We start from the raw sequence: 20,984 nt of genomic DNA on the forward strand, positions 1-20,984 counted from the left end.
CGCCAGGGGGAGGGGTGGGTCACGTTTGCGGTGGGCTCAATGCTTCTTTGACGGCAACAGATGCAGCGCGCCAACAATGATCCCGCCGATCACCAGCCCGACGATCGCGCCGCCGATGGCGTTGACCAGCCAGTCGAGGAAGCCGCCGATCGCGGGCATGGCATGGGCCGCGCCCTCCGCGACATGATGGATCGCGCCGGGGATGAGGTCGAGGTGAAATTCATGCAGGCCATGGACGATCAATCCGCCGCCGACCCACAACATCGCCGCGGTGCCGACCACAGACAGGATCGCCATCAGCACCGGCATCGCTTTCACCAGCGCGCGGCCCAGCGCCTGCGTGCCCGCGCCCTTTTTGGTGGCGAGATGCAGCCCGATATCGTCCATCTTCACGATAAGGCCGACGACGCCATAGACGCCTGCGGTGATGAGGATGGCGACGACCACCAGGATCAGCGCCTGTTCCCATACCGGCTCGGTCGCGACGGTGCCCAGCGAAATCGCCATGATTTCGCCGGACAGGATGAAGTCGGTGCGGATCGCGCTCGATACCTTCTGGTTTTCCAATTCGGCGGAACTGTGCGTCTCCACCACTTCCTGCGCAACATCATGGCCGCCCTGGACAGCCTCCAGCAGCTTTTCCACGGCCTCGAAACACAGGAACGCGCCGCCCAGCATCAGCAGCGGGGGCAGCAGCCAGGGCGCGACGGCGCTGATCAACAGCGCGGCAGGTAGCAGGAAGAGCAATTTGTTGCGCAGCGATCCCTTGGCGATCTTCCAAATGATCGGCAATTCGCGGTCGGGAGTCAGGCCCATTACATATTTGGGGGTGACGGCGGCATCGTCGATCACCACCCCCGCAGCTTTCGTTCCGGCGCGACCGGCCGCCGCCGCCACGTCGTCCAGCGACGTCGCCGTCAATTTGGCGATGCCCGCCACGTCATCGAGCAGCGCGATCAGACCCGAAGGCATAGATAATATATCCCCTGTTGCAGGCGGCGATGTCGCCCTTATGCCGCCTCATAAGGGGCGCGCGTCGGGGGAGCAATGGACTGCGTTCATGCGATAGGAGGGGGGCTCAGTAATTGCCTGGCGGGTCGCTGGCCGGGAAGGATTCGTCGGATTGTTCGTCCACCTTGTCCCATTCCCTGGACGATACGCCCTGTTGCGGCCCCGCATCGCGCACCACGCCCGATGAACCTACCGGGCCGCGATCGTCGGGCGCGGCGCCATCACCCATCCAGTCGCGCCATCCCTTGATTGCAAAGGCGCCAAGACCCGTGACGATGGCCAGTTTCAACAGCCCTTTCATATATCTTTCTCCTGCCCATGATGCAGATGAACCCAATCCGCGCGATCATGTCCCACCGCATCGGAAGTCAGCCTGATTTCGCCCTCTTCGTCCGATCCGCCGAATTCGTTCGGTTCGGCGGCAGGTTGCGCAATCGCCCAGCGCTCGCGTAGCGCGGCATCGATCATCGCGCCCCACATGCCCACATCGCCCGCTTCGCGCATCGCGGCATCCGGCTCCTTGAGGATCGCGAGGATGCTGGCGGCGTCCTCTATCCGGGCCTGCCATTCGCCGGGAGCCGCTGCGGCGAGGTGACGCGCCAGACGTTCGATGAGCGTGTGGTTTTCCATATCGATCGAACGCGCATCGGCGGTCGCCGTTCCGCTTGTTCGTGACGGTATCGCATCGATGTGAACCGGCATAGCGATGGCGTGTTGGAAGGGTGCGGGGACGACCAAGGAGATGGGTCATGCCTCAAGGGGACAAGAGCAGCTATACCGACAAGCAAAAGCGCAAGGCGCAACATATCGAGGAAGGTTATGAGGATCGCGGCGTGTCCAAGGACGAGGCCGAGCGCCGGGCCTGGGCCACAGTGAACAAGGAATCGGGCGGCGGCAACAAGTCCGGCTCCGGCCGGGGCAAGCCCGATACTCATGTCGCGTCGCGCAAGGGCGGCCGCAAGGGTGGAGCCGCATCGGCCGGACGACCTGCCACGGATCGTTCCGCTGCCGCAAAGAAAGGCTGGGAAACCCGGCGACGACGCGGCCATGGCTGATCTTTTGTGAGGCAAATGCGACGCTGTCGCAAAAAAAGACGCGCAGATTGCTCAATCTGGCTCCAGATAATATTGCGAAACATTATTAATAACATTATTGCATCCCGTCACGGATGCCGTCGCGGCTTTGGAGTCTATCCATCGCTGAGGGCCGGCACCGCAAGATCGGGGGCTTTAGATGATTCGCAGATATTCTCTCTTCCTGACCGCGTCGCTGGTCGGCGTCGCCGTCATGCCGGCCACGGCGCAGGCGCAAGTGGCGGCCGACGCTGCGCCGCCGGAGGAGCAGATCATCGTCACCGGCGCATACACGCTGCCCGACAAGATCGACACCGCCACAGGGCTTGGCCTGACTGTTCGGGAAACGCCGCAGTCTGTAACCATCCTGACCGCTCAACGCATTATCGACCAAAATCTGGTCACCGCCGCCGATGTGTTGCGCAATGGCGTCGGCATATCGGTCAACAATCTCGACGATCTGCGCAACCAGTTTTATGCGCGCGGTTTTGAAATTCGCAATTTCCAATATGACGGCATTCCGCTGGCCTGGACCCTGGCGGGCGGCGCGGGCGAAACCAGCACGGACGTCTCCGTCTATGAACGGGTGGAGATCGTGCGCGGCGCAACCGGCCTGCTGACCGGCGCAGGCGACCCGTCGGCGTCGATCAACTTCGTGCGCAAACACGCCGACGCCACCGACCTGACCGGCTATGTCAACGCCAGCTATGGCAGTTGGGACCGCTGGCGCGTATCGGGCGATGTCAGCACGCCAATCACAGCCGACGGCCGGATCCGCGCGCGCGTGGTCGGCCGCTACGAGCAGGGCGACAGCTATATCGACCGATTCAGCGACAAGCGGATCATTCTCTATGGCGTCGTCGACGCTGATCTGACCGACAATACGCTGGTCCGCGCCGGGATCAGCCATCAGGACACCAATCGCGATTCGCCGTCCTGGGGCAACCTGCCGACCTTCTACGCCGATGGCACGCTCACCGACTGGTCACGTTCGAAGAGCACGACCGGGGACTGGACCTATTGGAACACGATCAACCAGAATATCTTCGCGACGATCCGCCAGGAGATCGGCGAACACTGGACGGTCGCCGCCAATTATAATCGCCTGAAAAATGCCGAAAAGGCGCAACTCCTCTATTTGTCGGGGGCCGTCGATAAGGCGACCGGCACCATCCAATACGCCTTCCCCTACAAGGATCATGGCGAAAGCATCCAGAATGCGTATGATGTTCAGGTCAAGGGCAGCGTCAACCTGTTCGGCCGCGACCATGAAGTCGTACTGGGCGGGATGAAGAGCATCCAGAAACGCTTTACCGACAGCTTCAGCGCGCTGGCATTCCCCGCCGGGCCGAATTTCGTCGCGGAAACGGGCGCGGCCTATGAGAATCCGGGTTTTTCGACCACGGCGTTTCGCGCGGTCGAGGAAAAGATCACGCAGAGCGGCGTCTATGGCGCGGTCCGCCTGAACCTGGCCGACCAGTTCAAGCTGATCGGCGGCGGCCGCCTGGCGACGTGGAGGCAGAAAGGGCTGAGTTATGGCGTCACCAGCGATTATGGCGACAAGAATGTGTTCATTCCCTATGTCGGCGCGCTCTTCGACGTCACCCCCAGCCATCGCCTCTATGCCAGCTATACCAGGATATTCCAGCCGCAGAGCGCGCTCGACGCCAATCTGCGGCAACTCGATCCGCTGGAGGGCAACGCCTATGAAATCGGCTTGAAAAGCGCCTTTTTCGACGAGAAGCTGCAAACCTCGATCGCCCTGTTCCGTATCGAGCAGGACAATCTGGCCCAGGTCGATCTGACCGCGCCGCCGATCACGCCGCCCGGCGGCCTGCCGCAGCAACCCTCGATCGCGATCGACGGCACGCGGAGCGAGGGTTTCGAATTCGAAGTCAATGGCAGCCCGCTGGAGAACTGGAACCTCAATTTCGGCTATAGTCAGTTCAAGGCGAAGGATTCCGATGGCGATGCCGTATCGGTCAATCAGCCGCGCAAGTTGCTCAAGCTGTTCACCACTTACACCTTCCCGGACATCCTGTCGGGCTTCACTTTCGGCGGCGGCGTGAATTATCGCAGCAAGGCCTATTCGGCGGGCCTCAATACGGTCACCGGCGCTCCGTTCAACTTCCAGCAGGATGGCTATGCCCTGGTCAGCCTGATGGCGCGACTGGCCGTGAACGAACAGCTTTCGGTCCAGGCGAATCTGGAGAATCTGACCGACAAGACCTATTTCGCGCAGATCGGTTTCTACGATCAATATCGCTACGGTCCGCCGCGCAATGTCACGATCAGCGCAAATTATCAGTTCTGATCGACCGCGAATGACAGACATGGACGGCCGGGGGAGCGATCCTCCGGCCTTTTTGGTCATCGACCAAAGGTCGGGCGCGCATCCAATGCCGCGCTTGTCGACGGCGAACCCCTGCTAGAAGTTCTCGCCGCCACATCGCACGCGGCCGGTGCCGCGATTATCGACGGTGCAGGCGGCCTTGCCTGTGATGGTGACGTCGCCCGATCCTGACGTCGTCACCTTCGCGGTAACGTCGGCTGTCAGGGTGCTGCTGCCCGGTCCTTCGTTGCTGATGCTGGCTTGGCGCGCGATCAGCGGCTCGGCCGCCAGCGCGCCGGGACCGTTGACGCGGATATTGGCGACGCCGGTGCGCCCGGCCATCGTCACCCGGCCGCCGCCCGACAGCGTTAGGTCGATCCGGTCCAATTCGACTTTCGCGACATTGATATCGCCATTGCCGCCGAGCACGATCTGCCCCAGCAATCCTTTCATGCGATCGATCGATATCGAGCCGCCGCCGGTCAACACGATCCGTTCGACCATGCCGGTGGACAGGCGCAGCGTGGCCGCGCCGCCGCTCTTTTCGCCCGGCCGCGCCCGGTCCATGCCGATGGTGAGCAGCCGGCCCGACACGTCGACCTTCAGCCGGTCGAGCGCGCTCTGGTCGCCCTCCGCCCGCGCCGATGCGCCTGCGCCGGTAGTCAGGATGACGGTGACGGGCGCATCCACGCGGATCGCGTCAAAGCTGGTGATGGTGTAGCCGCGTGTCGCGGCACTAGCGGGCGCGGCGAGGAACAGCGCGGTCGCCGTCAGGGTGCGCAACGCGCTTCGCCCGGTCCTACGCCGCTTGTCGTACATCGCGCCTTGCCCTTCACCTTCACGTCGCCCGGACCCATGATGCTGATAGCAACCCTGCCGTCGGAGGCAATGTCGATGTCGCCCGCGCCCAGGATCGACAGGTCCGCCGTGCCGACCTTCAGCGCTTCGGCGTTGATGTCACCCGCGCCGGTGATCGACATTTTCGCCGTGTCGGCGGCGCCCGCAATCTTCACCGATCCCGCGCCGGTGATGTCGGCGCTCAGCGTCTTGACCGCCACCGTGCCGATGCGGAAATCGCCCGCGCCGGTCAGGGACAGGTCCAGCCGGTCGCCCTGCGCCTTGTCCAGGTCGAAATCGCCTGCGCCTGTTAACGCGGCGGCGGCGATGGCGGGCATCGTCACATGAACCGTGGCCCCCTTGTCCCCATCCTTGCGGCCCCAGCTCCAGTCGCCCTTGGACTTCCGGCCGATCACCAGCTTGCCATCCTTGACCCGGATATCGAGGTCGGCGACCGCCCTGGCATCGCCGTCCGCCTTCACCGCAAAGCCGCTGCCGATGGTGACGGCGACATTGTCCGGGCCGGTCGCGTCGATTTCCGTGAAATCCCTGAGCGTCGCCCAATCTTGCGTGCTGCGGGCCACTTCGTCGGCAGCGGGCGATTCGTCGGTGCGCGAACAGGCGGTGGTGGACAGCGCAATGGCGGTCAAGGCCATGCCGGTCAGGGCCAGCGTCAACAGGGGCAAGGGGCGGGGCATCACAATCTCCTCATCGTGTGTTGCTTGAGCAATACACGTTGTCCGTGGCGGTTCCAAGCCCCTTGTTCGTCGAACGGGTTCAGGCATGATAGATGACTGAAATTACGGAGTGTCCCGTCCATGCGCCTTTCCCTTCTCGCTCTTCCCCTGCTCGCGATGATCGCCGCAACCCCCGTCAGCGCGGCGCCGGAGGGGGACGCCGGCGCGCGCTGGTGGGCGCATGTCCAGGCGCTGGCCAATGACGGCATGGAAGGGCGCGGCACCGGCACGCCGGGCTATGATCGCGCGGCCGACTATGTGATCGCCCAGTTCAAGGCATTGGGCCTGAAACCCGCGGGGATCGACGGCTACAAGCAGCCGGTCGCCTTTATCGAGCAGGTGATCCTGGCGGACCAGAGCCGCGCGTCGCTGGTCGGGCCGCAGGGCGAAACGGCGCTGGCGGTGCCGGGCGACCTGATCTTTTCCGGGAGCGGCGGCCCGGTGCCCGAAAGCATCGACGCGCCGATGGTGTTCGCCGGCTATGGCCTGCACCTGCCCGAAGCGGGGCATGACGATTTCGCCGGGCTGGACCTCAAGGGCAAGATCGTCGTCGTGCTGTCGGGCGGCCCGTCCACCATTTCCGGCGCGCTCAAGTCCCATGCCCGTTCCGAACGCGCGCATTGGCTGGCCGAGCAGGGCGCGCTGGGCCTCATCACGCTGGTCACGCCCAAACAGGTGGAGATTCCGTGGGTCCGCCGGGTGGCGCTGGCGGGCGCGCCCGCGCTCTATTATGCCGACGCGACCCTGCGCGAAACGCAGACGCCTTTCCTCGGCGCGCAGCTCGATCCGGCCAAGTCGGCGCAATTCTTCGCCGGGACGGACAATGATTTCGCTGCGATCGCCGCCGCGGCCGACGCCTCCGCCGCGGTCGCCAGCTTCCCGCTCGCGCTGCGTTTCAAGGCGCAGGTGGCGGCCAAGCGCCGCGACCTGTCGTCGCCCAACCTGATCGCCGTGCTGCCGGGCAGCGACCCGAAATTGCGGCCGGAACATGTCGTGCTGTCGGCGCATCTGGATGGCTATGGTGTCGGCACGCCGATCAAGGGCGACGCCATCTATAATGGCGCGTTCGACAATGCATCGGGCGTCGCCAGCCTGCTGGAGATCGCGAAGGCGCTCAAGGCCAGCAAGGTGAAGCCCAAGCGGTCGATCCTGTTCGCGATCGTCACGGCGGAGGAGAAAGGGCTGCTGGGCGCGCGCTATTTCGCGCGGCGGCCGACCGTGTCGCAGTCCAGCATCGTCGCCGACCTGAATTTCGACATGGCGCTGCCGATCTTCCCGCTGACCAGCGTGACGCCGATCGGCTATGACCAAAGCTCGCTCGGCCAGGATGCGGCGGCGGTGAGCGCGCAGATGAACCTGCCGATCACGCCCGATCCCTTCCCCGATCGCAACGTCTTCATCCGGTCCGACCAATATGCCTTCATCCGCGAAGGCATTCCGGCGCTCTTCTTCAAATATGGGTTCAAGGCCGGCACGCCGGAGGCAAACGCCGAAAAGGCATGGCGGGCGAACCTCTATCATTCGCCGTTCGACGATCTGAACCAGCCGGTCATGCCTGCCGAAAGCGCGAAGCTGAACGCCTATGTGACCGCGGTCACGCTGCGCGTCGCCAATGCGGATGCGCGCCCGGCGTGGAATGACGACAGTTTCTTCAAGCGGTTCGCGAAATAAGCCACCTGCTCCCTCGAAGGCGGGAGCACGTCAGCTTTTTACCTGCTCATAAAGTTCGAGCGGCAGACCGTCGGGGTCGGCGAAGAAGGTGAAGCGCTGGCCGGTATATTCGTCGATGCGGATCGGTTCGCATCGGACCCCTGCCGCGTAGAGTCGCGCCACCTCCGCGTCGATGTCCGCGACCGTGAAGGCCAGGTGGCGCAGCCCGCAGGCTTCCGGGCGGCTGGGCCGGGCCGGGGGCGCGGGGAAGGAGAAAAGCTCGATCTGCGCATTGCCCGCGTCGAGATCGCATTTCCACGATCGCCGCTCGGCGCGCCACACTTCGCGGATGACGGGCAGGCCCAATATGTCGCGATAGAAGGCGCGCGAACGGTCATAGTCGGAACAGATGAGGGCGATGTGATGGATGGCGCGCATCCATCGCTCATAGGCGATGGCTGTGCGGCGCGCCAGTTTCGATCGGTTCAGGCGACGCGGCGCTGCTGCCCGACGTCGAACAGCCAGGCTTCCGCTTCCTCCACCGAGGCGAATATCTCGGCGTCGTCGCGCACGCTATGGGCAATGTGCCCCGCTTGATCCCTTGGCTCACGCCGCCTACACCCGCGCCATGACCTACGCACCCTATCCGGCGCTGCGCCTGCGCCGCACCCGCGCCTCGGCCTGGAGCCGGGCGATGCACGCTGAAAACCGCCTGTCGCCGAGCGATTTCCTCTGGCCGCTGTTCGTCACCGAAGGGGCCGGGGTGGAAGAGCCGATCGCTGCGCTGCCCGGCGTGTCGCGCTGGTCGGTGGATCGGATGGTGGAACGGGCGAAGGAAGCGCGCGCCGCGGGCATCCCCTGCCTCGCCCTGTTCCCCAACACGCAAGCGCAGCGACGCAGCGACGACGGGGCCGAAGCGCTCAATCCCGACAATCTGATGTGCCGGGCGATCCGCGCGATCAAGGACGCGGTGCCTGATATCGGCGTGCTGACCGATGTGGCGCTAGACCCCTATACCGCCCATGGGCAGGACGGGTTGCTGGACGACACGGGCTATGTCCTGAACGACGCGACGATCGACGTGCTGATCGGCCAGTCGCTCAACCAGGCGGCGGCGGGCGCGGACATCATCGCGCCCAGCGACATGATGGACGGCCGCGTCGGCGCGATCCGCGCGGCGCTGGAACAGGACGGCCACCCCAATGTCCAGATCATGGCCTATGCCGCCAAATATGCGAGCGCCTTTTACGGTCCGTTCCGCGACGCGGTGGGATCGCGCGGGTTGCTGAAGGGCGACAAGAAAAATTACCAGATGGACCCGGCCAATGGCGAGGAAGCGTTGCGCGAAGTTGCGCTCGACCTGGCGGAGGGGGCGGACAGCGTGATGGTGAAGCCAGGCCTGCCCTATCTGGATATCGTCGCGCGGGTGCGCGATCGCTTCGCCGTGCCGGTCTTCGCCTATCAGGTGTCGGGCGAATATGCGATGATCGAACATGCCGCCGCTGCGGGGGCGGGAGACCGCGACGCGCTGATTTTAGAGACATTGCTGGCGTTCAAGCGGGCAGGATGCAGCGGCGTGCTGACCTATCACGCGCTCCACGCGGCCAGGCTGCTGGGGGCCTGATGCGGATCGGAACCCGCCCGCGCTTCGTTGTCACGATCTGCGCGGGCTCGTTTCTGCTCTTCCTGGTCCAGCCGATGATCGCCCGCATGGCGTTGCCGCGCCTGGGCGGCGCGCCGTCGGTGTGGAATTCGGCCATGTTGGTTTATCAGGCGCTGCTGCTGGGCGGCTATGCTTATGCCCATATGCTGGGGCGTTTCCCGGCGCGGCGGCAGGCGCTGATCCACCTTAGCCTTTTCCTGGTCGCCGCCATCTTCCTGCCGATCGGCCTGATGGGCTGGCAACCGCCGCAGGACATGGAGCCGGCGCTGTGGGTGCTGTGGCTGCTGGCCGCGTCGATCGGCCCGCTGTTCTTCGTCGTCGCGGCGCAAGCCCCGCTGCTGCAACGCTGGTTCGCGCTGGCGGACGGGCGCGATCCCTATCCGCTCTATGCCGCGTCCAACCTCGGCAGTTTCGCGGGGCTTATCGCTTATCCCCTGCTGGTCGAGCCGTTGCTGACTTTGAAGGCGCAAAGCCTCCTCTGGTCGCTCTGCTACGGCGCGCTGTTCTTCCTGGTCTATGCCAGCGCCCGCCGCCTGCCGCCTGGCGGCGCGGGCGAAGTCACGGCGCAGGCGAGCGATGCGCCGCGGCCCGACGGGCGCAGGATGCTGCACTGGATGGCGCTGGCGGCCGTGCCGTCTGGCCTGATGATGTCGACCAGCCTCTACCTCACCACCGACATCGTCGCGATGCCGCTGCTCTGGGTGCTGCCGCTCGGCCTTTATCTGCTCAGCTTCACGGTCGCCTTTGCGGCGCGGCGCGGCGCGGCCGACTTCAGCATCCTGATCGCGCCGCTTATACTGCTCATCGGCGCGTGCATCGCCTTTACCGGCGGCATCCATTTCCCGGTTTTCATCGCGCTGGGCATTCTGGCGGTCCTGTTCGTCGTCGCCATCGCGCTCCATGCGCGCCTCTACGACCTGCGGCCCGAACCGGCCCATCTCACCCGCTTCTACCTGCTGATGTCAGTGGGGGGCATGGTCGGCGGGTTGTTCTGCGCGCTGCTGGCCCCGCTGATCTTCGACTGGACCTATGAATATCCGATCCTGCTGATCGCCGCGGCGCTGTTGCTGCCGGCGCGCGAAGCGACGCTGCGCCTGCCTCAGCTGCTGTGGGAAGATGCGCGTCGCCGCGTCTGGCTCGCGCCGCTCATGCTGCTGCTGGGCCTGGCGCTGTCGATGGTGGGCGGCGGGCTGGCCCTGGGCGACGCCACGCCGCCGCTGGTCAAATCGCTCAGCTTCTGCGCGATCATCGTGATGGCGATCCTGACGCTGGGCCAGCGGTTCATGACCGCGGCGATGCTGGTCTATCTGATGCTGTGCCTGAGCGGCTGGGAAAAACTGTCCCAGTCGGCCAGCGGGATGCTGACGCGCAGCTATTTCGGCGTCTATGGCGTCGCCAATAAGAGCGCGACCGAACGTATCCTGTTCCACGGCACGACATTGCACGGCGTCCAGAATCTGGAGCCAGGCCGTGAACGCCACCCGACCAGCTATTATGCGCCCAAGTCCGGTGTCGGGCTGGCGCTGGGCCATGCGCCGGACCTGTTCGGGGGCAAAGCCCGGATCGACGTTGTCGGACTGGGGGCGGGGACGCTTGCCTGCTATGCGCGCCCCGGCCAAACTTGGCGTTTCTACGAAATTGATCCGGCCATTGTCGCGATCGCGCGCGATCCAGCCGATTTCAGCTTCCTGGCGCGGTGCCAGCCGCGCGCCGACATCGTTATCGGCGACGCGCGCATGACGCTGGCGCGTCAGCCGGCGGGCGGTGCGGACATAGTGGTGATCGACGCCTTCTCGTCCGATTCGATTCCGATGCATCTGCTGACGCGCGAAGCGATGGCGATCTATGGCCGCCGCCTCGCGCCGGGCGGGCTGCTGCTGATCCACATTTCCAACCGCTATCTCGACCTGCGGCCGGTTGTGGCGGGCGATGCGATGGCTGGCGGCTGGCACGCGCGTCTGCGCCATTACAAGCCCGCCAAGCGCGACGCCGCGCGTCGTTACGCCGCATCGATTTGGGTCGCCCTGTCGCGCGATCCGTCGCAACTGGACCGGCTGGCGCGTGTGTCGGATGGCGAAACATGGCGATGGCTTAATCCAACGCCCGGTTTTTCCGCCTGGACCGACGATCATGCCAGTATCCTGCCGGTATTGAAGATCAGACCATGAGAGGAGAGCCATAATGGCCGCTACCGAGTATCCAGATGTCAGCATCATCCCCTTCAACGGCAAGGCGCCGGTCATCCACCCCAGCGCATTCGTCGCGCCGGGATGCCGCATCATCGGCGATGTCGAGATCGGCGAGGACGCCAGCATCTGGTATAATTGCGTCATCCGCGGCGACGTGAACCGGGTGCGGATCGGCGCGCGGAGCAACGTCCAGGACGGCACCGTGATCCATTGCGACAACCCCGGCGACCGCGCCGATGGCCGTCCTGCCGACGGTTGGCCCGCGATCATCGGTGACGATGTGCTGATCGGCCATATGGCGATGATCCACGGCTGCGTGTTGCAGGATCGCGCCTTTGTCGGCCTGGGGGCTGTCGTGATGAGCGGCTGCACAGTCGAAAGCGACGCGATGCTGGCGGCGGGCGCCTTGCTGTCGCCTGGCAAGACGGTGCTGCACCGTCAGCTTTGGGCCGGCCGTCCCGCCAAATATATGCGTGACCTGTCCGATGCCGCGCTGATCGACATGCGCGAGGGCGTGGATCATTATGTCCATAGCGCCAAAGCGCATAAGGGCGCGGTCAGGGCGATCGGGAACGCATAGCGGCGGCGGTTACTGGCCCCCAACCGACCGTTGCCGGATGACGGCGCGTCACGCCGCGGGCAGGCGCAGCCGCACCAGCAATCCGCCCAGATCCTCGCTTTCCTCCAGCGCGACGGTGCCGCCATAGATTTCCGCGACGTCGCGGACGATGGCGAGGCCGAGGCCTGTGCCGGGCTTGCCGGAATCAAGGCGCACGCCGCGGTCGAAGATGCGGACCCGTTCGGTTTCGGGGATCCCCATGCCGTCATCCTCGACCAATATTTCCACCATGCCGCCCGCACGCGCGACGACGGTGGCGAAGACGCTGCCGCCGCCATATTTAGCCGCGTTTTCGATGAGGTTGCCGAGCATTTCGTCAAGATCCTGGCGTTCGACGCGGACCGCAGCGTCCTTATAGCCGTCCATGTCGACACGGGCGTCGGGATAGAGACGCTGGACGGCGCGTTCCACGGCCGTCAGGCTGGGCCACACGTCCGCCCGGCTCTGCGCCGCGCCGCGCCGGCCGACGGCGCGGGCGCGGGCGAGATGATGATCGACCTGCCGCCGCATCGTTGTCGCTTCGCGGATCACCGCGTCGCCCAGGTCCGGCGCTTTGGCCGTGGCCGCGTTCATGATGACGGTCAGCGGCGTCTTGAGCGCATGGGCGAGATTGCCGGCATGGGTGCGCGCTTCCTCCGCTTGCCGCTCATTGTGGGCCAGCAGGGCGTTCAATTCCTCGACCATGGGCAACACTTCGGCGGGCATGGGTTCGGTGACGCGGCTTTTGTGGCCGTCGCGCATACGGATGATCTCCAGCCGCACCTTGCGCAGCGGGCGCAAGCCATAAATGGTCTGGAGCGTCGCCAGCATGAACAGGCCGAGCGCCAGCAACGCGAAGCTGTTGAACAGGGTGGAGCGCAACGTCTTGATCTGCGCGTCGAGCCCTTCGCGCGCCTGGCCGACCATGAACAGCCAGCGCGTGTCGGAGCCGGGGAGAACGACGGTGCGCTCCATCACGCGCAGATCCTCGCCGGGGAATTGCTTGCTGTCATAGGTGTGGAGGTGGCGGTCATGATGTTCCGCCGGCACCTTGAGCGCGCGGTCCCACAGCGAGCGAGAGCGCCAATCCTCATGCCCCTTGGCGCTGATCTGGTAATAGAGGCCGCTATTGGGTTCCAGGAAGCGCTGGTCGGCGAGTTCGCGGTTGAACAGGACTTCGCCATCCGGGCCGATTTCCGACGCTGCGATCATCGCGGTCAGGACATAGTTCATGCCGTCGTCGAAATTGCGTGTGATCGCGTCGCTCAGCACCCGGTCCAGCGCCACGCCGCCGCCCAGCAGCAGCACGCTGATCCACAGCGCGGCAATGCCGATCATCCGCCGGCTGATGGAGCCGGTGGAGCGGACGGGGGGCGGGGATGCGGGATCGGTCATATTTTCAGACTGTTCCCATATCCGTTCGCCCTGAGCTTGTCGAAGGGCCGTCCTTCTTAAGAAAGTGCTGGGCTTCGACAGCCTCAGTCCGAACGGAGTAGGGCGGAAGGCTGATTACCGCCCCGGCTCGTCCAGACTGTAGCCAAGACCGCGAATGGTGGTGATGACGTCGGCGCCCAATTTCTTGCGGATACGCGTCACGAACACTTCGATCGTATTGGAATCACGGTCGAAATCCTGATCGTAAATATGTTCGATCAATTCGGTGCGGCTGACCACCTTGCCCTTGTGATGGAGCAGATAGCTGAGCAGCTTATATTCCTGCGCGGTGAGCTTCACCGGGTCGCCCTTAAGCGTCACCTTGCCCGATCGCGTGTCGAGGCGAACGTCGCCGGCGGTGAGTTCGCTAGACGCATTGCCCGATGCGCGGCGGATGAGCGCACGCAGGCGGGCGATCAGTTCCTCGCTCTGAAAAGGCTTGGCGAGATAATCGTCGGCGCCCGCGTCAAGCCCGGCGACCTTGTCCGACCAGCTGTCGCGCGCGGTTAGCACCAGCACCGGGAAGGCGCGGCCTTCCTTGCGCCAGCGGTCCAGCACCGTCAAACCGTCGATGGTCGGCAGGCCAAGGTCGAGCACGACCGCGTCATAGCTTTCGGTCGCGCCGAGGAAATGGCCATCCTCGCCATCGGTGGCGAGGTCCACGGCATAGCCTGCGCCCTCCAGCGTGTTCCTGAGCTGCTGGCCCAGATTTGGTTCATCCTCGACGATCAGCAGACGCATGAAAGGCCCTTTTCTTTTTTAGAGCGATTTCTAATCAGATGGAATCATCTGATGACTCGGAAATCGCGTAAAACCAATAATCTAGAGCGGTTGATCCGATGCAATCGGATCGCAAACCGCTCTAGAATTGCGGCATGGGCGGATGTTAGCGCGCCATGCCGATGATATCGCCCGTCCGGCCATCCGCATCAACCCACATCACCTTGCCGTCCTTCACATATTTCAGGCGGTAGCGGTTGGAGGACGGGTTGAATTCGCTGCCGACATAGGTTGCGCCGCCCATGGTGGCGTCGACCCGGCGCTTGATCATGGCGAAGGGCATGACCTGACCGTCGAGCATCGCCCGGCGCGCGGCGTCCTGTTCATCGCGGCGATTGCCCGCATCGGCGGCCGGGATGGCGACGCCAAGAGCAAGCGCGGCGGCGATCGCAACGGTCAGAGAGCGGGGCAGGCTGTTCCACTTCATATTCATGGGCATGGCATAGGCGAAGGGCATTGAACAGGTGGTGAATGGCGCGCAGATGAACAGAAATGGCGGCGATGCCCAGGCGCCGCCGCCTTTTATCCGCGCTATGGGCGCTTATTTGTCCAGCGCATACTGGACCGTCAGCGTGACCGAGGCGCTGACCTGGCCGGGTTCGATCGGGGTCGAAGGGGCCGAATCCGCCTTGAAGCGGGCGCTCTGCATCATCGGCATGGGCGGCTGGCCGCCGCTGTTGCTTTCGCTGATCGACACGAGGCGCGCGTTGCGGAAGCCAGCGGCTTGGGCATAGAAATCGGCTTGGGCCTTGGCGCTTTTGAGCGCGGCGCCGCGGGCCTGCTGGATCAGCGGCGAGGGGTCTTCGATCGAAAAGGTCGGGCCGTTGATGTTGGTGGCGCCGGCCGCGACCATGGCGTCGAGCGAAGCGCCCACTTTCTTGATGTCGCGCAGCTTCACGGTCAACTGGTTGGACGCTTCATAGCCGATGAAGCGCGGGCCTTCGGGCTGGCCGTCGCGGTTGCTATAATCATATTGGGCGGACAGGTTTATGCCGCTGGTCTGGATATCCTTCTTGGCGATCCCGGCCTTGGCCAGCGCGGCGATCAGCTTTTCGGTCTTGGCGGCATTGTCCTGCATCGCGGCCTGCGCGGTCAGCGCACGGGTCTGGACGCCGGTGCCGACGGTCGCGACATTGGGCGCGGCTTCGACGCTTTCGGTGACGTTCAATGTCACGACCGGCGCCGTCTCGGCGATGGTGACGCTGGTCTGGGCAAGCGCCGCCACGGGAAGGGCGGCAACGCCGAGCGCCATCAGGGCGAGAGCGGATTTCATCGAATATTCTCCTCTGCGATTATGCGCCCCTTTTTGGCCGGGGTGCGATGAATGGACGCTGTCGCACGTTGAAAGCCGTCCGACAGCTTTCCGGTTCCGCTCTTGCTACGAGGCATGACAGGCTTTAGCTGCACCGCCATGGCAGCACCTATTCTCTCGTTCGAAAATCTTGGCCTTTCGCAAGGCTCTCACTGGTTGTTCCGTGGCCTCAATATCGCCGTGGGGGCGAAGGACCGGCTGGCGCTGATCGGCCGCAACGGCGTAGGCAAGACGACCCTGCTCAAATTGCTGGGCGGGCAGATCGAGGCGGACGAGGGCGTACGGTCGGTGCAGCCGGGCGCGCGGGTCATCACGCTGGAGCAGGATCCGGACGTCACGCCCTTCGCCACGCTGCATGATTTCGCGCTGGCGGGCGAATTTGCGCCGGCCCCGCATGAGGTGGAGGCGATCGCCGACCAACTGGGCATCGACTTGTCGCGCGAAGCCAGGACGGCAAGCGGGGGCGAGCGCCGCCGCGCCGCCATCGCCCGCGCGCTGGCGAGCGAGCCGGACCTGCTGCTGCTGGACGAGCCGACCAACCATCTGGACATCGCCGCAATCGACTGGATCGAAAACTGGATGGCACGGTACAATGGCGCCTTCATCGTCATCAGCCATGACCGCGCCTTCCTGACGCGGCTGACCCGCCAGACCTTGTGGCTGGATCGTGGGCAGATGCGCCGTAACGAGATCGGCTTTGGCGGGTTCGAACAGTGGATGGAGGCCGTCTATGCCGAAGAGGCGCGGGCGGCCGAGAAGCTGGACGCGAAGCTGAAGATCGAGGCGCACTGGCTGGAGCGCGGCGTCACCGCGCGGCGCAAGCGGAACCAGGGGCGGCTGGCCAAGCTGTGGGAAATGCGCGAGACGCGCGCCGCGATGAACGGGCCGCAGGGGATAGCGAAGATCGCCGTCGCCAGCGACGACAGCAAGACCAAGAGCGTCATCAAGGCCGAGCATGTCACGAAGAGTTTCGGAGAGCGCACGATCATCGACGACCTGTCGATCCGGGTGCAGCGCGGCGACCGGATCGGCATCGTCGGCGGCAATGGCGCGGGCAAATCGACGCTGCTCAAGCTGCTGACTGGCGAACTGGCGCCCGACAGCGGCAGCGTGACGCTGGCCAAGACGCTGGACATGATCTTCATCGACCAGCAGCGCAGCCTGATGCAGGGCGACAAGACCGTGCGCGACGTGTTGGCCGAGGGGGGCGACTGGATCGACGTGCGCGGCGTGCGCAAGCATATCCACGGCTATCTGAAGGACTTTCTGTTCGACCCGTCGCTGGCGGAAGCAAAGGTCGCGACATTGTCGGGCGGCGAGCGGTCGCGCCTGCTGTTCGCGCGGGAATTTGCGCGCGAATCTAACCTGCTGGTGCTGGACGAGCCGACCAACGATCTGGACCTGGAAACGCTCGACCTGTTGCAGGAAGTGATTGCCGACTATGACGGCACGGTCCTGATCGTGAGCCATGATCGCGATTTTCTGGACCGCACCGTTACCGTGACGCTGGGGCTGGACGGGACCGGCGTGGTCGATGTGATCGTCGGCGGCTATGCCGACTGGATCGCCAAGCGTGATCCGCGCAAGGCGGCCAGGATCGAGAAGAAGGCGGTGAGCGCTGCCCCGCCGCCCAAGCCGGTATCGACCAAGCTGACCTATAAGGATCAACGTGATCTGGAATTGCTGCCCAAAACCATCGAGCAGTTGGAAGCGACGATCGCAGGGCATGAGGAGGCGCTGGCCGACCCGGCGCTCTACACGCGCGATCGGAAACGGTTCGACATGTTGACGGGCGCGATCGAGAGGGCGCGGACGGAAAAGGACGCTGCCGAGATGCGCTGGCTGGAATTGGCGGAAAAGGCGGAAGGAATGGCGGGGTAGCATTTCCCGCCTTCCTTTCGACAGGCTCACGGCGCATGGATGCCGGGATAGGGGCCAGGCGAAGGGGTTGATCGATGGACGCGCAGACCGACACCGCAATCGACCAGCCCCATCATGCCGTTCATTATGTGAACCGCGTCGGCTGGTTGCGCGCGACCGTGCTGGGGGCCAATGACGGGATCGTGTCCACCGCCAGCCTGATGACCGGCGTCGCCGCGTCGGGGGCTGACAGCCAGACTATATTGCTGACCGGCATTGCGGCGCTGGTGGCGGGCGCGATGTCGATGGCGGCGGGCGAATATGTGTCCGTCAGCGCGCAATCCGATACTGAACGCGCCGACCTTGCCAAGGAGCGCAAGGCGCTGGCGACCCAGCCCCATGCCGAATGGGTGGAGTTGCGCAATATCTATGTCGAACGCGGCCTGACGCCCGATCTGGCGGGGCAGGTGGCGCAGCAGTTGATGGCGGCCGATGCGCTGGGCGCTCATGCGCGCGACGAATTGGGCATATCCGATCTGGCGACGGCGCGGCCGGTGCAGGCGGCGTTGGCGTCGGCCGGCAGCTTCGCCGCGGGCGCCGCGCCGCCGGTGCTGGCCGCCGCGCTGGCCCCGGCGGGCCATGCGATTGTCGTGATCGTCATCGTCTGTCTGCTCTGTCTTGTCCTGCTGGGGCATGTCGGGGCGCGGCTGGGCGGGGCGAAGCCGTCGCGGTCGATCGCGCGCACGCTGTTCTGGGGCGCATTGGCGATGGCGGTGACGGCGGTTGCAGGGCATCTGTTCGGCGCGGCGATTTAATGGCAGGTTCGCGCTAATTTCATCTAAGGAGACGATATATGACCGATATTCAGCAGATTGCGCTCAAGACCATCAAGGGCGCCGACGCCAGCCTGGCCGATTATGCGGGCAAGGTGGTGCTGGCGGTCAATGTCGCGTCCAAATGCGGACTGACCCCGCAATATGAGGGGCTGGAAAAGCTTTATGCCGATTATAGGGATAAGGGCCTGGTCGTCGCAGGCTTCCCCGCCAATGATTTCGGCGCGCAGGAACCGGGCAGCAATGACGAGATCGCAACCTTTTGCACCACCAATTTCGGCGTCGATTTCCCAATGTTCGAAAAGATCGTCGTTAGCGGGCCGGACAAGCATCCGCTTTATGCCGCGCTGACCAGCGCGCAGCCGGACGCGCAGGGCGAGGGCGACGCCTTCCGCGAAAAGCTCAAGGGCTATGGCATGACCCCCAATCCGGTGCCCGAAGTGCTGTGGAATTTCGAGAAGTTCCTGATCGCCAAGGACGGCAGCGTCGCCGCGCGTTTCGACCCCACGACTGCGCCCAATGACCCGGCGCTGGTCGCGGCGATCGAGGCGGAACTGGCCAAGTGAATCGACAAAAACTGATTCGGGCTTTGGTGACGGGCGCGCTGCTGATGGGCAGCGCGCCTATGGCCCATGCCGCGCTCAGCCCGGCGGAGCAGAAGATGGGCGCGACGGTCGATGCCGGCTATGAACCGTCCGTCGCGTTGCTGGAAAAGCTGGTCAACCAGAATAGCGGGTCGATGAATTTCCCCGGCGTGAAGGCGGTGGCCGACATGCTGCGCTCCGAATATGAGGCGCTGGGCTTTACCGTCACCTGGAAGCCGATGGATGCGGCCAAGCGGGCGGGGCATCTGATCGCGGTGCACAAGGGGAAGGCGGGCGGCGCCAAGATGCTGCTGATCGGCCATCTCGATACGGTGTTCGAGCCGGATTCGCCGTTCCAGACCTTCAAGCGCGATGGCGATTGGGCCACTGGTCCCGGCGTCGCCGACGACAAGGGCGGGGTCGTTACGATGCTGCTGGCGCTCAAGGCGATGCAGGCGGCCGGCACGCTGAAAAACGCGAACATCGAAGTGGTGCTGACCGGGGATGAGGAGGATTCGGGCGATCCGGTTTCGATCGCCCGCGCCGATCTGGTGGCCGCTGGCAAGCGCGCCGATGTGGCATTGGATTTCGAAGGCTTGTCGCAGGAAAATGGCAAGGATATGGGGTCGATCGCGCGGCGATCCTCCAACAGTTGGACGCTGACCGCGACGGGCAAGTCTGGCCATAGTTCGGGCATTTTTTCGGCCAGCGCGGGCGACGGAGCGGTTTATGAACTGGCGCGGATCATAGTCGCGTTTCGCAGGGAACTGCCCGAACCCAATCTGACCTTCAACGTCGGCCTGATCGGCGGCGGGCAGAGCGCGGATGTCGACAAGGACGGCGTGCGCATCGCCGTGACCGGCAAGACCAACATCATCCCGCCGGTCGCGGTGGCTAAGGGCGATTTCCGCACGCTGAGCGAAGAGCAGACGAAGCGGGTTCAGGCGAAGATGCAGGCGATCGTCGAGGCAGGGCATTTGACGGGCACATCGGCCAGCATCGCGTTCGACCTGGGCTATCCATCGATGGCGCCAACGCAGGGGAACAAGGCGCTGCTGGGCAAGCTGAACGGCGTCAATGCGGATCTGGGCCTGCCGGAAATGGCGGCGCTCGATCCGTTGAAGCGCGGGGCGGGCGACATCAGCTTCGTTGCGGCCGACACGGACGGACTGGTGGGCCTTGGCCTGGCGTCCAGCGGCGATCACAGCCCGGCGGAGAAGGCCGACCTTTCGACCATGAAGCGCCAGGCCAAGCGCGCCGCGATATTGATGAGCCGGCTGGCGGTGGAGAAGGGGCGGAAATAGGGGAGGCTGCGTAGGATGGGATGGCAGAGGAGCGTATTCCCGCCTGCGCGGGAACACGCATTCTGGGCTTCAATCATGCCAGGAAAGGGGGTAGATCGCGCCATGCTCCCACCCACGCCCCTGCTCGCCACATCGATCGGCCCGGTGCTTGAAACATTGAGTATCGTTGGCACTTTCGTATTTGCCGCGTCCGGCGCGCTGGCGGCGGCGCGGTTGCGGCAGACGCTGGTCACCTTCGCCTTCTTCGCGCTAGTGACCGGGGTCGGTGGCGGCACGGTGCGCGACCTGCTGATCGACGCGCCGGTCTTCTGGGTGGTTGATCCGGTGCCGGCCATCGCCTGCATGGGCGCGGCGTTGCTGGTGTGGTTCACCCCGCGCAAATTCTGGAGCGAACGGGCGCTCGACTGGCTGGACGCGATCGGGCTGGCCGCCTTCGCCGTGTTCGGCGCGGCCAAGGCGATGAGTTTCGGCGTGCCGCCTTTCGTCGCGGGGATGATGGGCGTCGTCACCGGCTGCGTCGGCGGCATCATGCGCGACCTGCTGGCGGGCGAGCCGTCGATCCTGTTGCGGCCCGAACTTTACGTCACGGCGGCGGCCTTCGCATCGGGCCTGTTCGTCGCGTTGCGCTGGATCGGGCTGGACGTGCCGGTCGCCGGCGTCATCGCCGCGCTGCTGGGCTTCCTGCTGCGGGCGATGGCGATCCGGCGCGGGTTGGGCCTGCCGGTCTACCGGGATGAAGAGCGTCAGATTTTGTGACGACGTTATGCCACCGGAGGTCGGACCGATG

Annotated in this window: 21 protein-coding genes; 11 read left to right on the forward strand and 10 right to left on the reverse strand. The window is 64.8% G+C overall.

The window, feature by feature from the left end; all coding sequences use genetic code 11:
* Positions 1-36 precede the first annotated feature (36 nt).
* The 3 genes from EWH12_RS00975 to EWH12_RS00985 all read right to left on the reverse strand — a co-directional run bounded on the left by EWH12_RS00975 (position 37) and on the right by EWH12_RS00985 (position 1,641).
* Positions 37-972 (reverse strand): DUF808 domain-containing protein, encoded by a 936-nt coding sequence (locus EWH12_RS00975; RefSeq protein ID WP_066601005.1) that lies wholly within the window; start codon positions 970-972, stop codon positions 37-39.
* A 106-nt stretch (positions 973-1,078) separates the two neighbouring features.
* Positions 1,079-1,312, reverse strand: a complete 234-nt coding sequence (locus EWH12_RS00980) for a hypothetical protein (RefSeq protein WP_129925412.1) — start codon at positions 1,310-1,312, stop codon at positions 1,079-1,081.
* A complete protein-coding gene (locus tag EWH12_RS00985) occupies positions 1,309-1,641 on the reverse strand; it encodes a hypothetical protein (RefSeq protein ID WP_066605034.1) in 333 nt (110 codons plus the stop codon). Before EWH12_RS00985 ends, EWH12_RS00980 begins: the two co-directional genes overlap by 4 nt.
* A gap of 119 nt (positions 1,642-1,760) precedes the next feature.
* Here EWH12_RS00985 and EWH12_RS00990 point away from each other — a divergent pair, with 119 nt between their 5' ends.
* Positions 1,761-2,066 carry a plasmid stabilization protein gene (locus EWH12_RS00990; RefSeq protein WP_066601010.1) on the forward strand — a complete coding sequence of 102 codons (306 nt, stop codon included), beginning with the start codon at positions 1,761-1,763 and terminating at the stop codon, positions 2,064-2,066.
* Positions 2,067-2,244: 178 nt separating this feature from the next.
* The gene (locus EWH12_RS00995; protein ID WP_129925413.1) at positions 2,245-4,398 is read left to right on the forward strand and encodes a TonB-dependent siderophore receptor; all 2,154 of its coding nucleotides are present in this window, start codon (positions 2,245-2,247) and stop codon (positions 4,396-4,398) included.
* 114 nt (positions 4,399-4,512) lie between these two features.
* Here the strand turns inward: EWH12_RS00995 and EWH12_RS01000 are convergent, their stop codons facing one another.
* Positions 4,513-5,235, reverse strand: coding sequence for a head GIN domain-containing protein (locus EWH12_RS01000; RefSeq protein WP_129925414.1), 723 nt, complete (start codon positions 5,233-5,235; stop codon positions 4,513-4,515).
* Positions 5,187-5,951, reverse strand: coding sequence for a head GIN domain-containing protein (locus EWH12_RS01005; RefSeq protein WP_129925415.1), 765 nt, complete (start codon positions 5,949-5,951; stop codon positions 5,187-5,189). The genes EWH12_RS01000 and EWH12_RS01005 overlap by 49 nt, the downstream gene beginning before the upstream one ends.
* Positions 5,952-6,071: 120 nt before the next feature.
* Between EWH12_RS01005 and EWH12_RS01010 the strand changes: the two genes are divergently transcribed.
* Positions 6,072-7,661: a M28 family metallopeptidase gene (locus EWH12_RS01010; RefSeq protein ID WP_129925416.1), complete on the forward strand. Its 1,590-nt coding sequence runs from the start codon at positions 6,072-6,074 to the stop codon at positions 7,659-7,661.
* 30 nt (positions 7,662-7,691) lie between these two features.
* Here EWH12_RS01010 and gloA2 read toward each other — a convergent pair whose 3' ends face one another.
* On the reverse strand, positions 7,692-8,078 hold the full coding sequence (gloA2, locus tag EWH12_RS01015; RefSeq protein WP_129925417.1) for an SMU1112c/YaeR family gloxylase I-like metalloprotein: 387 nt from the start codon (positions 8,076-8,078) through the stop codon (positions 7,692-7,694).
* A 190-nt stretch (positions 8,079-8,268) separates the two neighbouring features.
* Here gloA2 and hemB point away from each other — a divergent pair, with 190 nt between their 5' ends.
* From hemB to EWH12_RS01030, 3 genes are read left to right on the forward strand one after another with little or no spacing between them, the layout of a single operon-like run.
* Positions 8,269-9,264, forward strand: coding sequence for a porphobilinogen synthase (hemB, locus tag EWH12_RS01020; protein WP_066601022.1), 996 nt, complete (start codon positions 8,269-8,271; stop codon positions 9,262-9,264).
* Positions 9,264-11,471, forward strand: coding sequence for a fused MFS/spermidine synthase (locus EWH12_RS01025; RefSeq protein WP_129925418.1), 2,208 nt, complete (start codon positions 9,264-9,266; stop codon positions 11,469-11,471). Before hemB ends, EWH12_RS01025 begins: the two co-directional genes overlap by 1 nt.
* Positions 11,472-11,484: 13 nt before the next feature.
* Positions 11,485-12,072, forward strand: coding sequence for a gamma carbonic anhydrase family protein (locus EWH12_RS01030; protein ID WP_066601028.1), 588 nt, complete (start codon positions 11,485-11,487; stop codon positions 12,070-12,072).
* 48 nt (positions 12,073-12,120) lie between these two features.
* Here EWH12_RS01030 and EWH12_RS01035 read toward each other — a convergent pair whose 3' ends face one another.
* The 4 genes from EWH12_RS01035 to EWH12_RS01050 all read right to left on the reverse strand — a co-directional run bounded on the left by EWH12_RS01035 (position 12,121) and on the right by EWH12_RS01050 (position 15,577).
* Positions 12,121-13,428, reverse strand: a complete 1,308-nt coding sequence (locus EWH12_RS01035) for a sensor histidine kinase (RefSeq protein WP_129925450.1) — start codon at positions 13,426-13,428, stop codon at positions 12,121-12,123.
* A 171-nt stretch (positions 13,429-13,599) separates the two neighbouring features.
* Positions 13,600-14,265, reverse strand: a complete 666-nt coding sequence (locus EWH12_RS01040; RefSeq protein WP_066601032.1) for a response regulator transcription factor — start codon at positions 14,263-14,265, stop codon at positions 13,600-13,602.
* Between the two features lie 145 nt (positions 14,266-14,410).
* A complete protein-coding gene (locus EWH12_RS01045; protein WP_129925419.1) occupies positions 14,411-14,761 on the reverse strand; it encodes a hypothetical protein in 351 nt (116 codons plus the stop codon).
* An 84-nt stretch (positions 14,762-14,845) separates the two neighbouring features.
* A complete protein-coding gene (locus EWH12_RS01050; RefSeq protein ID WP_129925420.1) occupies positions 14,846-15,577 on the reverse strand; it encodes an SIMPL domain-containing protein in 732 nt (243 codons plus the stop codon).
* Between the two features lie 138 nt (positions 15,578-15,715).
* On the opposite strand from EWH12_RS01050, the gene EWH12_RS01055 reads away from it, so the two are divergent.
* From EWH12_RS01055 to EWH12_RS01075, 5 genes are all read left to right on the forward strand, one after another.
* Positions 15,716-17,497 carry an ABC-F family ATP-binding cassette domain-containing protein gene (locus tag EWH12_RS01055; protein ID WP_129925421.1) on the forward strand — a complete coding sequence of 594 codons (1,782 nt, stop codon included), beginning with the start codon at positions 15,716-15,718 and terminating at the stop codon, positions 17,495-17,497.
* A gap of 74 nt (positions 17,498-17,571) precedes the next feature.
* Positions 17,572-18,291 (forward strand): VIT1/CCC1 transporter family protein, encoded by a 720-nt coding sequence (locus EWH12_RS01060; protein ID WP_066601040.1) that lies wholly within the window; start codon positions 17,572-17,574, stop codon positions 18,289-18,291.
* 38 nt (positions 18,292-18,329) lie between these two features.
* Positions 18,330-18,875: a glutathione peroxidase gene (locus EWH12_RS01065; RefSeq protein WP_066601041.1), complete on the forward strand. Its 546-nt coding sequence runs from the start codon at positions 18,330-18,332 to the stop codon at positions 18,873-18,875.
* 59 nt (positions 18,876-18,934) lie between these two features.
* Positions 18,935-20,197 (forward strand): M20/M25/M40 family metallo-hydrolase, encoded by a 1,263-nt coding sequence (locus EWH12_RS01070; protein ID WP_408021503.1) that lies wholly within the window; start codon positions 18,935-18,937, stop codon positions 20,195-20,197.
* 102 nt (positions 20,198-20,299) lie between these two features.
* Entirely contained in the window at positions 20,300-20,953 is a 654-nt protein-coding gene (locus EWH12_RS01075; protein WP_066601044.1) for a trimeric intracellular cation channel family protein, read from the forward strand.
* Positions 20,954-20,984: the final 31 nt, after the last annotated feature.

The organism is Sphingobium cupriresistens, assembly GCF_004152865.1.
In the GTDB taxonomy this organism is placed as follows: domain Bacteria; phylum Pseudomonadota; class Alphaproteobacteria; order Sphingomonadales; family Sphingomonadaceae; genus Sphingobium; species Sphingobium cupriresistens.

Bases quoted from the DNA above. Each gene is read 5' to 3' on its own strand.
- EWH12_RS01040 (WP_066601032.1), bottom strand. From the start codon at position 14,265: ATGCGTCTGCTGATCGTCGAGGATGAACCAAATCTGGGCCAGCAGCTC.
- EWH12_RS01010 (WP_129925416.1), top strand. From the start codon at position 6,072: ATGCGCCTTTCCCTTCTCGCTCTTCCCCTGCTCGCGATGATCGCCGCA.
- EWH12_RS01030 (WP_066601028.1), top strand. From the start codon at position 11,485: ATGGCCGCTACCGAGTATCCAGATGTCAGCATCATCCCCTTCAACGGC.
- EWH12_RS00975 (WP_066601005.1), bottom strand. From the start codon at position 972: ATGCCTTCGGGTCTGATCGCGCTGCTCGATGACGTGGCGGGCATCGCC.
- EWH12_RS01075 (WP_066601044.1), top strand. From the start codon at position 20,300: ATGCTCCCACCCACGCCCCTGCTCGCCACATCGATCGGCCCGGTGCTT.
- EWH12_RS00980 (WP_129925412.1), bottom strand. From the start codon at position 1,312: ATGAAAGGGCTGTTGAAACTGGCCATCGTCACGGGTCTTGGCGCCTTT.
- EWH12_RS00990 (WP_066601010.1), top strand. From the start codon at position 1,761: ATGCCTCAAGGGGACAAGAGCAGCTATACCGACAAGCAAAAGCGCAAG.
- EWH12_RS01005 (WP_129925415.1), bottom strand. From the start codon at position 5,951: ATGCCCCGCCCCTTGCCCCTGTTGACGCTGGCCCTGACCGGCATGGCC.
- EWH12_RS00985 (WP_066605034.1), bottom strand. From the start codon at position 1,641: ATGGAAAACCACACGCTCATCGAACGTCTGGCGCGTCACCTCGCCGCA.
- EWH12_RS00995 (WP_129925413.1), top strand. From the start codon at position 2,245: ATGATTCGCAGATATTCTCTCTTCCTGACCGCGTCGCTGGTCGGCGTC.
- EWH12_RS01070 (WP_408021503.1), top strand. From the start codon at position 18,935: ATGGCCCATGCCGCGCTCAGCCCGGCGGAGCAGAAGATGGGCGCGACG.
- hemB (WP_066601022.1), top strand. From the start codon at position 8,269: ATGACCTACGCACCCTATCCGGCGCTGCGCCTGCGCCGCACCCGCGCC.
- EWH12_RS01055 (WP_129925421.1), top strand. From the start codon at position 15,716: ATGGCAGCACCTATTCTCTCGTTCGAAAATCTTGGCCTTTCGCAAGGC.
- EWH12_RS01025 (WP_129925418.1), top strand. From the start codon at position 9,264: ATGCGGATCGGAACCCGCCCGCGCTTCGTTGTCACGATCTGCGCGGGC.
- EWH12_RS01050 (WP_129925420.1), bottom strand. From the start codon at position 15,577: ATGAAATCCGCTCTCGCCCTGATGGCGCTCGGCGTTGCCGCCCTTCCC.
- EWH12_RS01045 (WP_129925419.1), bottom strand. From the start codon at position 14,761: ATGCCCTTCGCCTATGCCATGCCCATGAATATGAAGTGGAACAGCCTG.
- EWH12_RS01065 (WP_066601041.1), top strand. From the start codon at position 18,330: ATGACCGATATTCAGCAGATTGCGCTCAAGACCATCAAGGGCGCCGAC.
- EWH12_RS01035 (WP_129925450.1), bottom strand. From the start codon at position 13,428: ATGATCGGCATTGCCGCGCTGTGGATCAGCGTGCTGCTGCTGGGCGGC.
- EWH12_RS01000 (WP_129925414.1), bottom strand. From the start codon at position 5,235: ATGTACGACAAGCGGCGTAGGACCGGGCGAAGCGCGTTGCGCACCCTG.
- gloA2 (WP_129925417.1), bottom strand. From the start codon at position 8,078: ATGCGCGCCATCCATCACATCGCCCTCATCTGTTCCGACTATGACCGT.
- EWH12_RS01060 (WP_066601040.1), top strand. From the start codon at position 17,572: ATGGACGCGCAGACCGACACCGCAATCGACCAGCCCCATCATGCCGTT.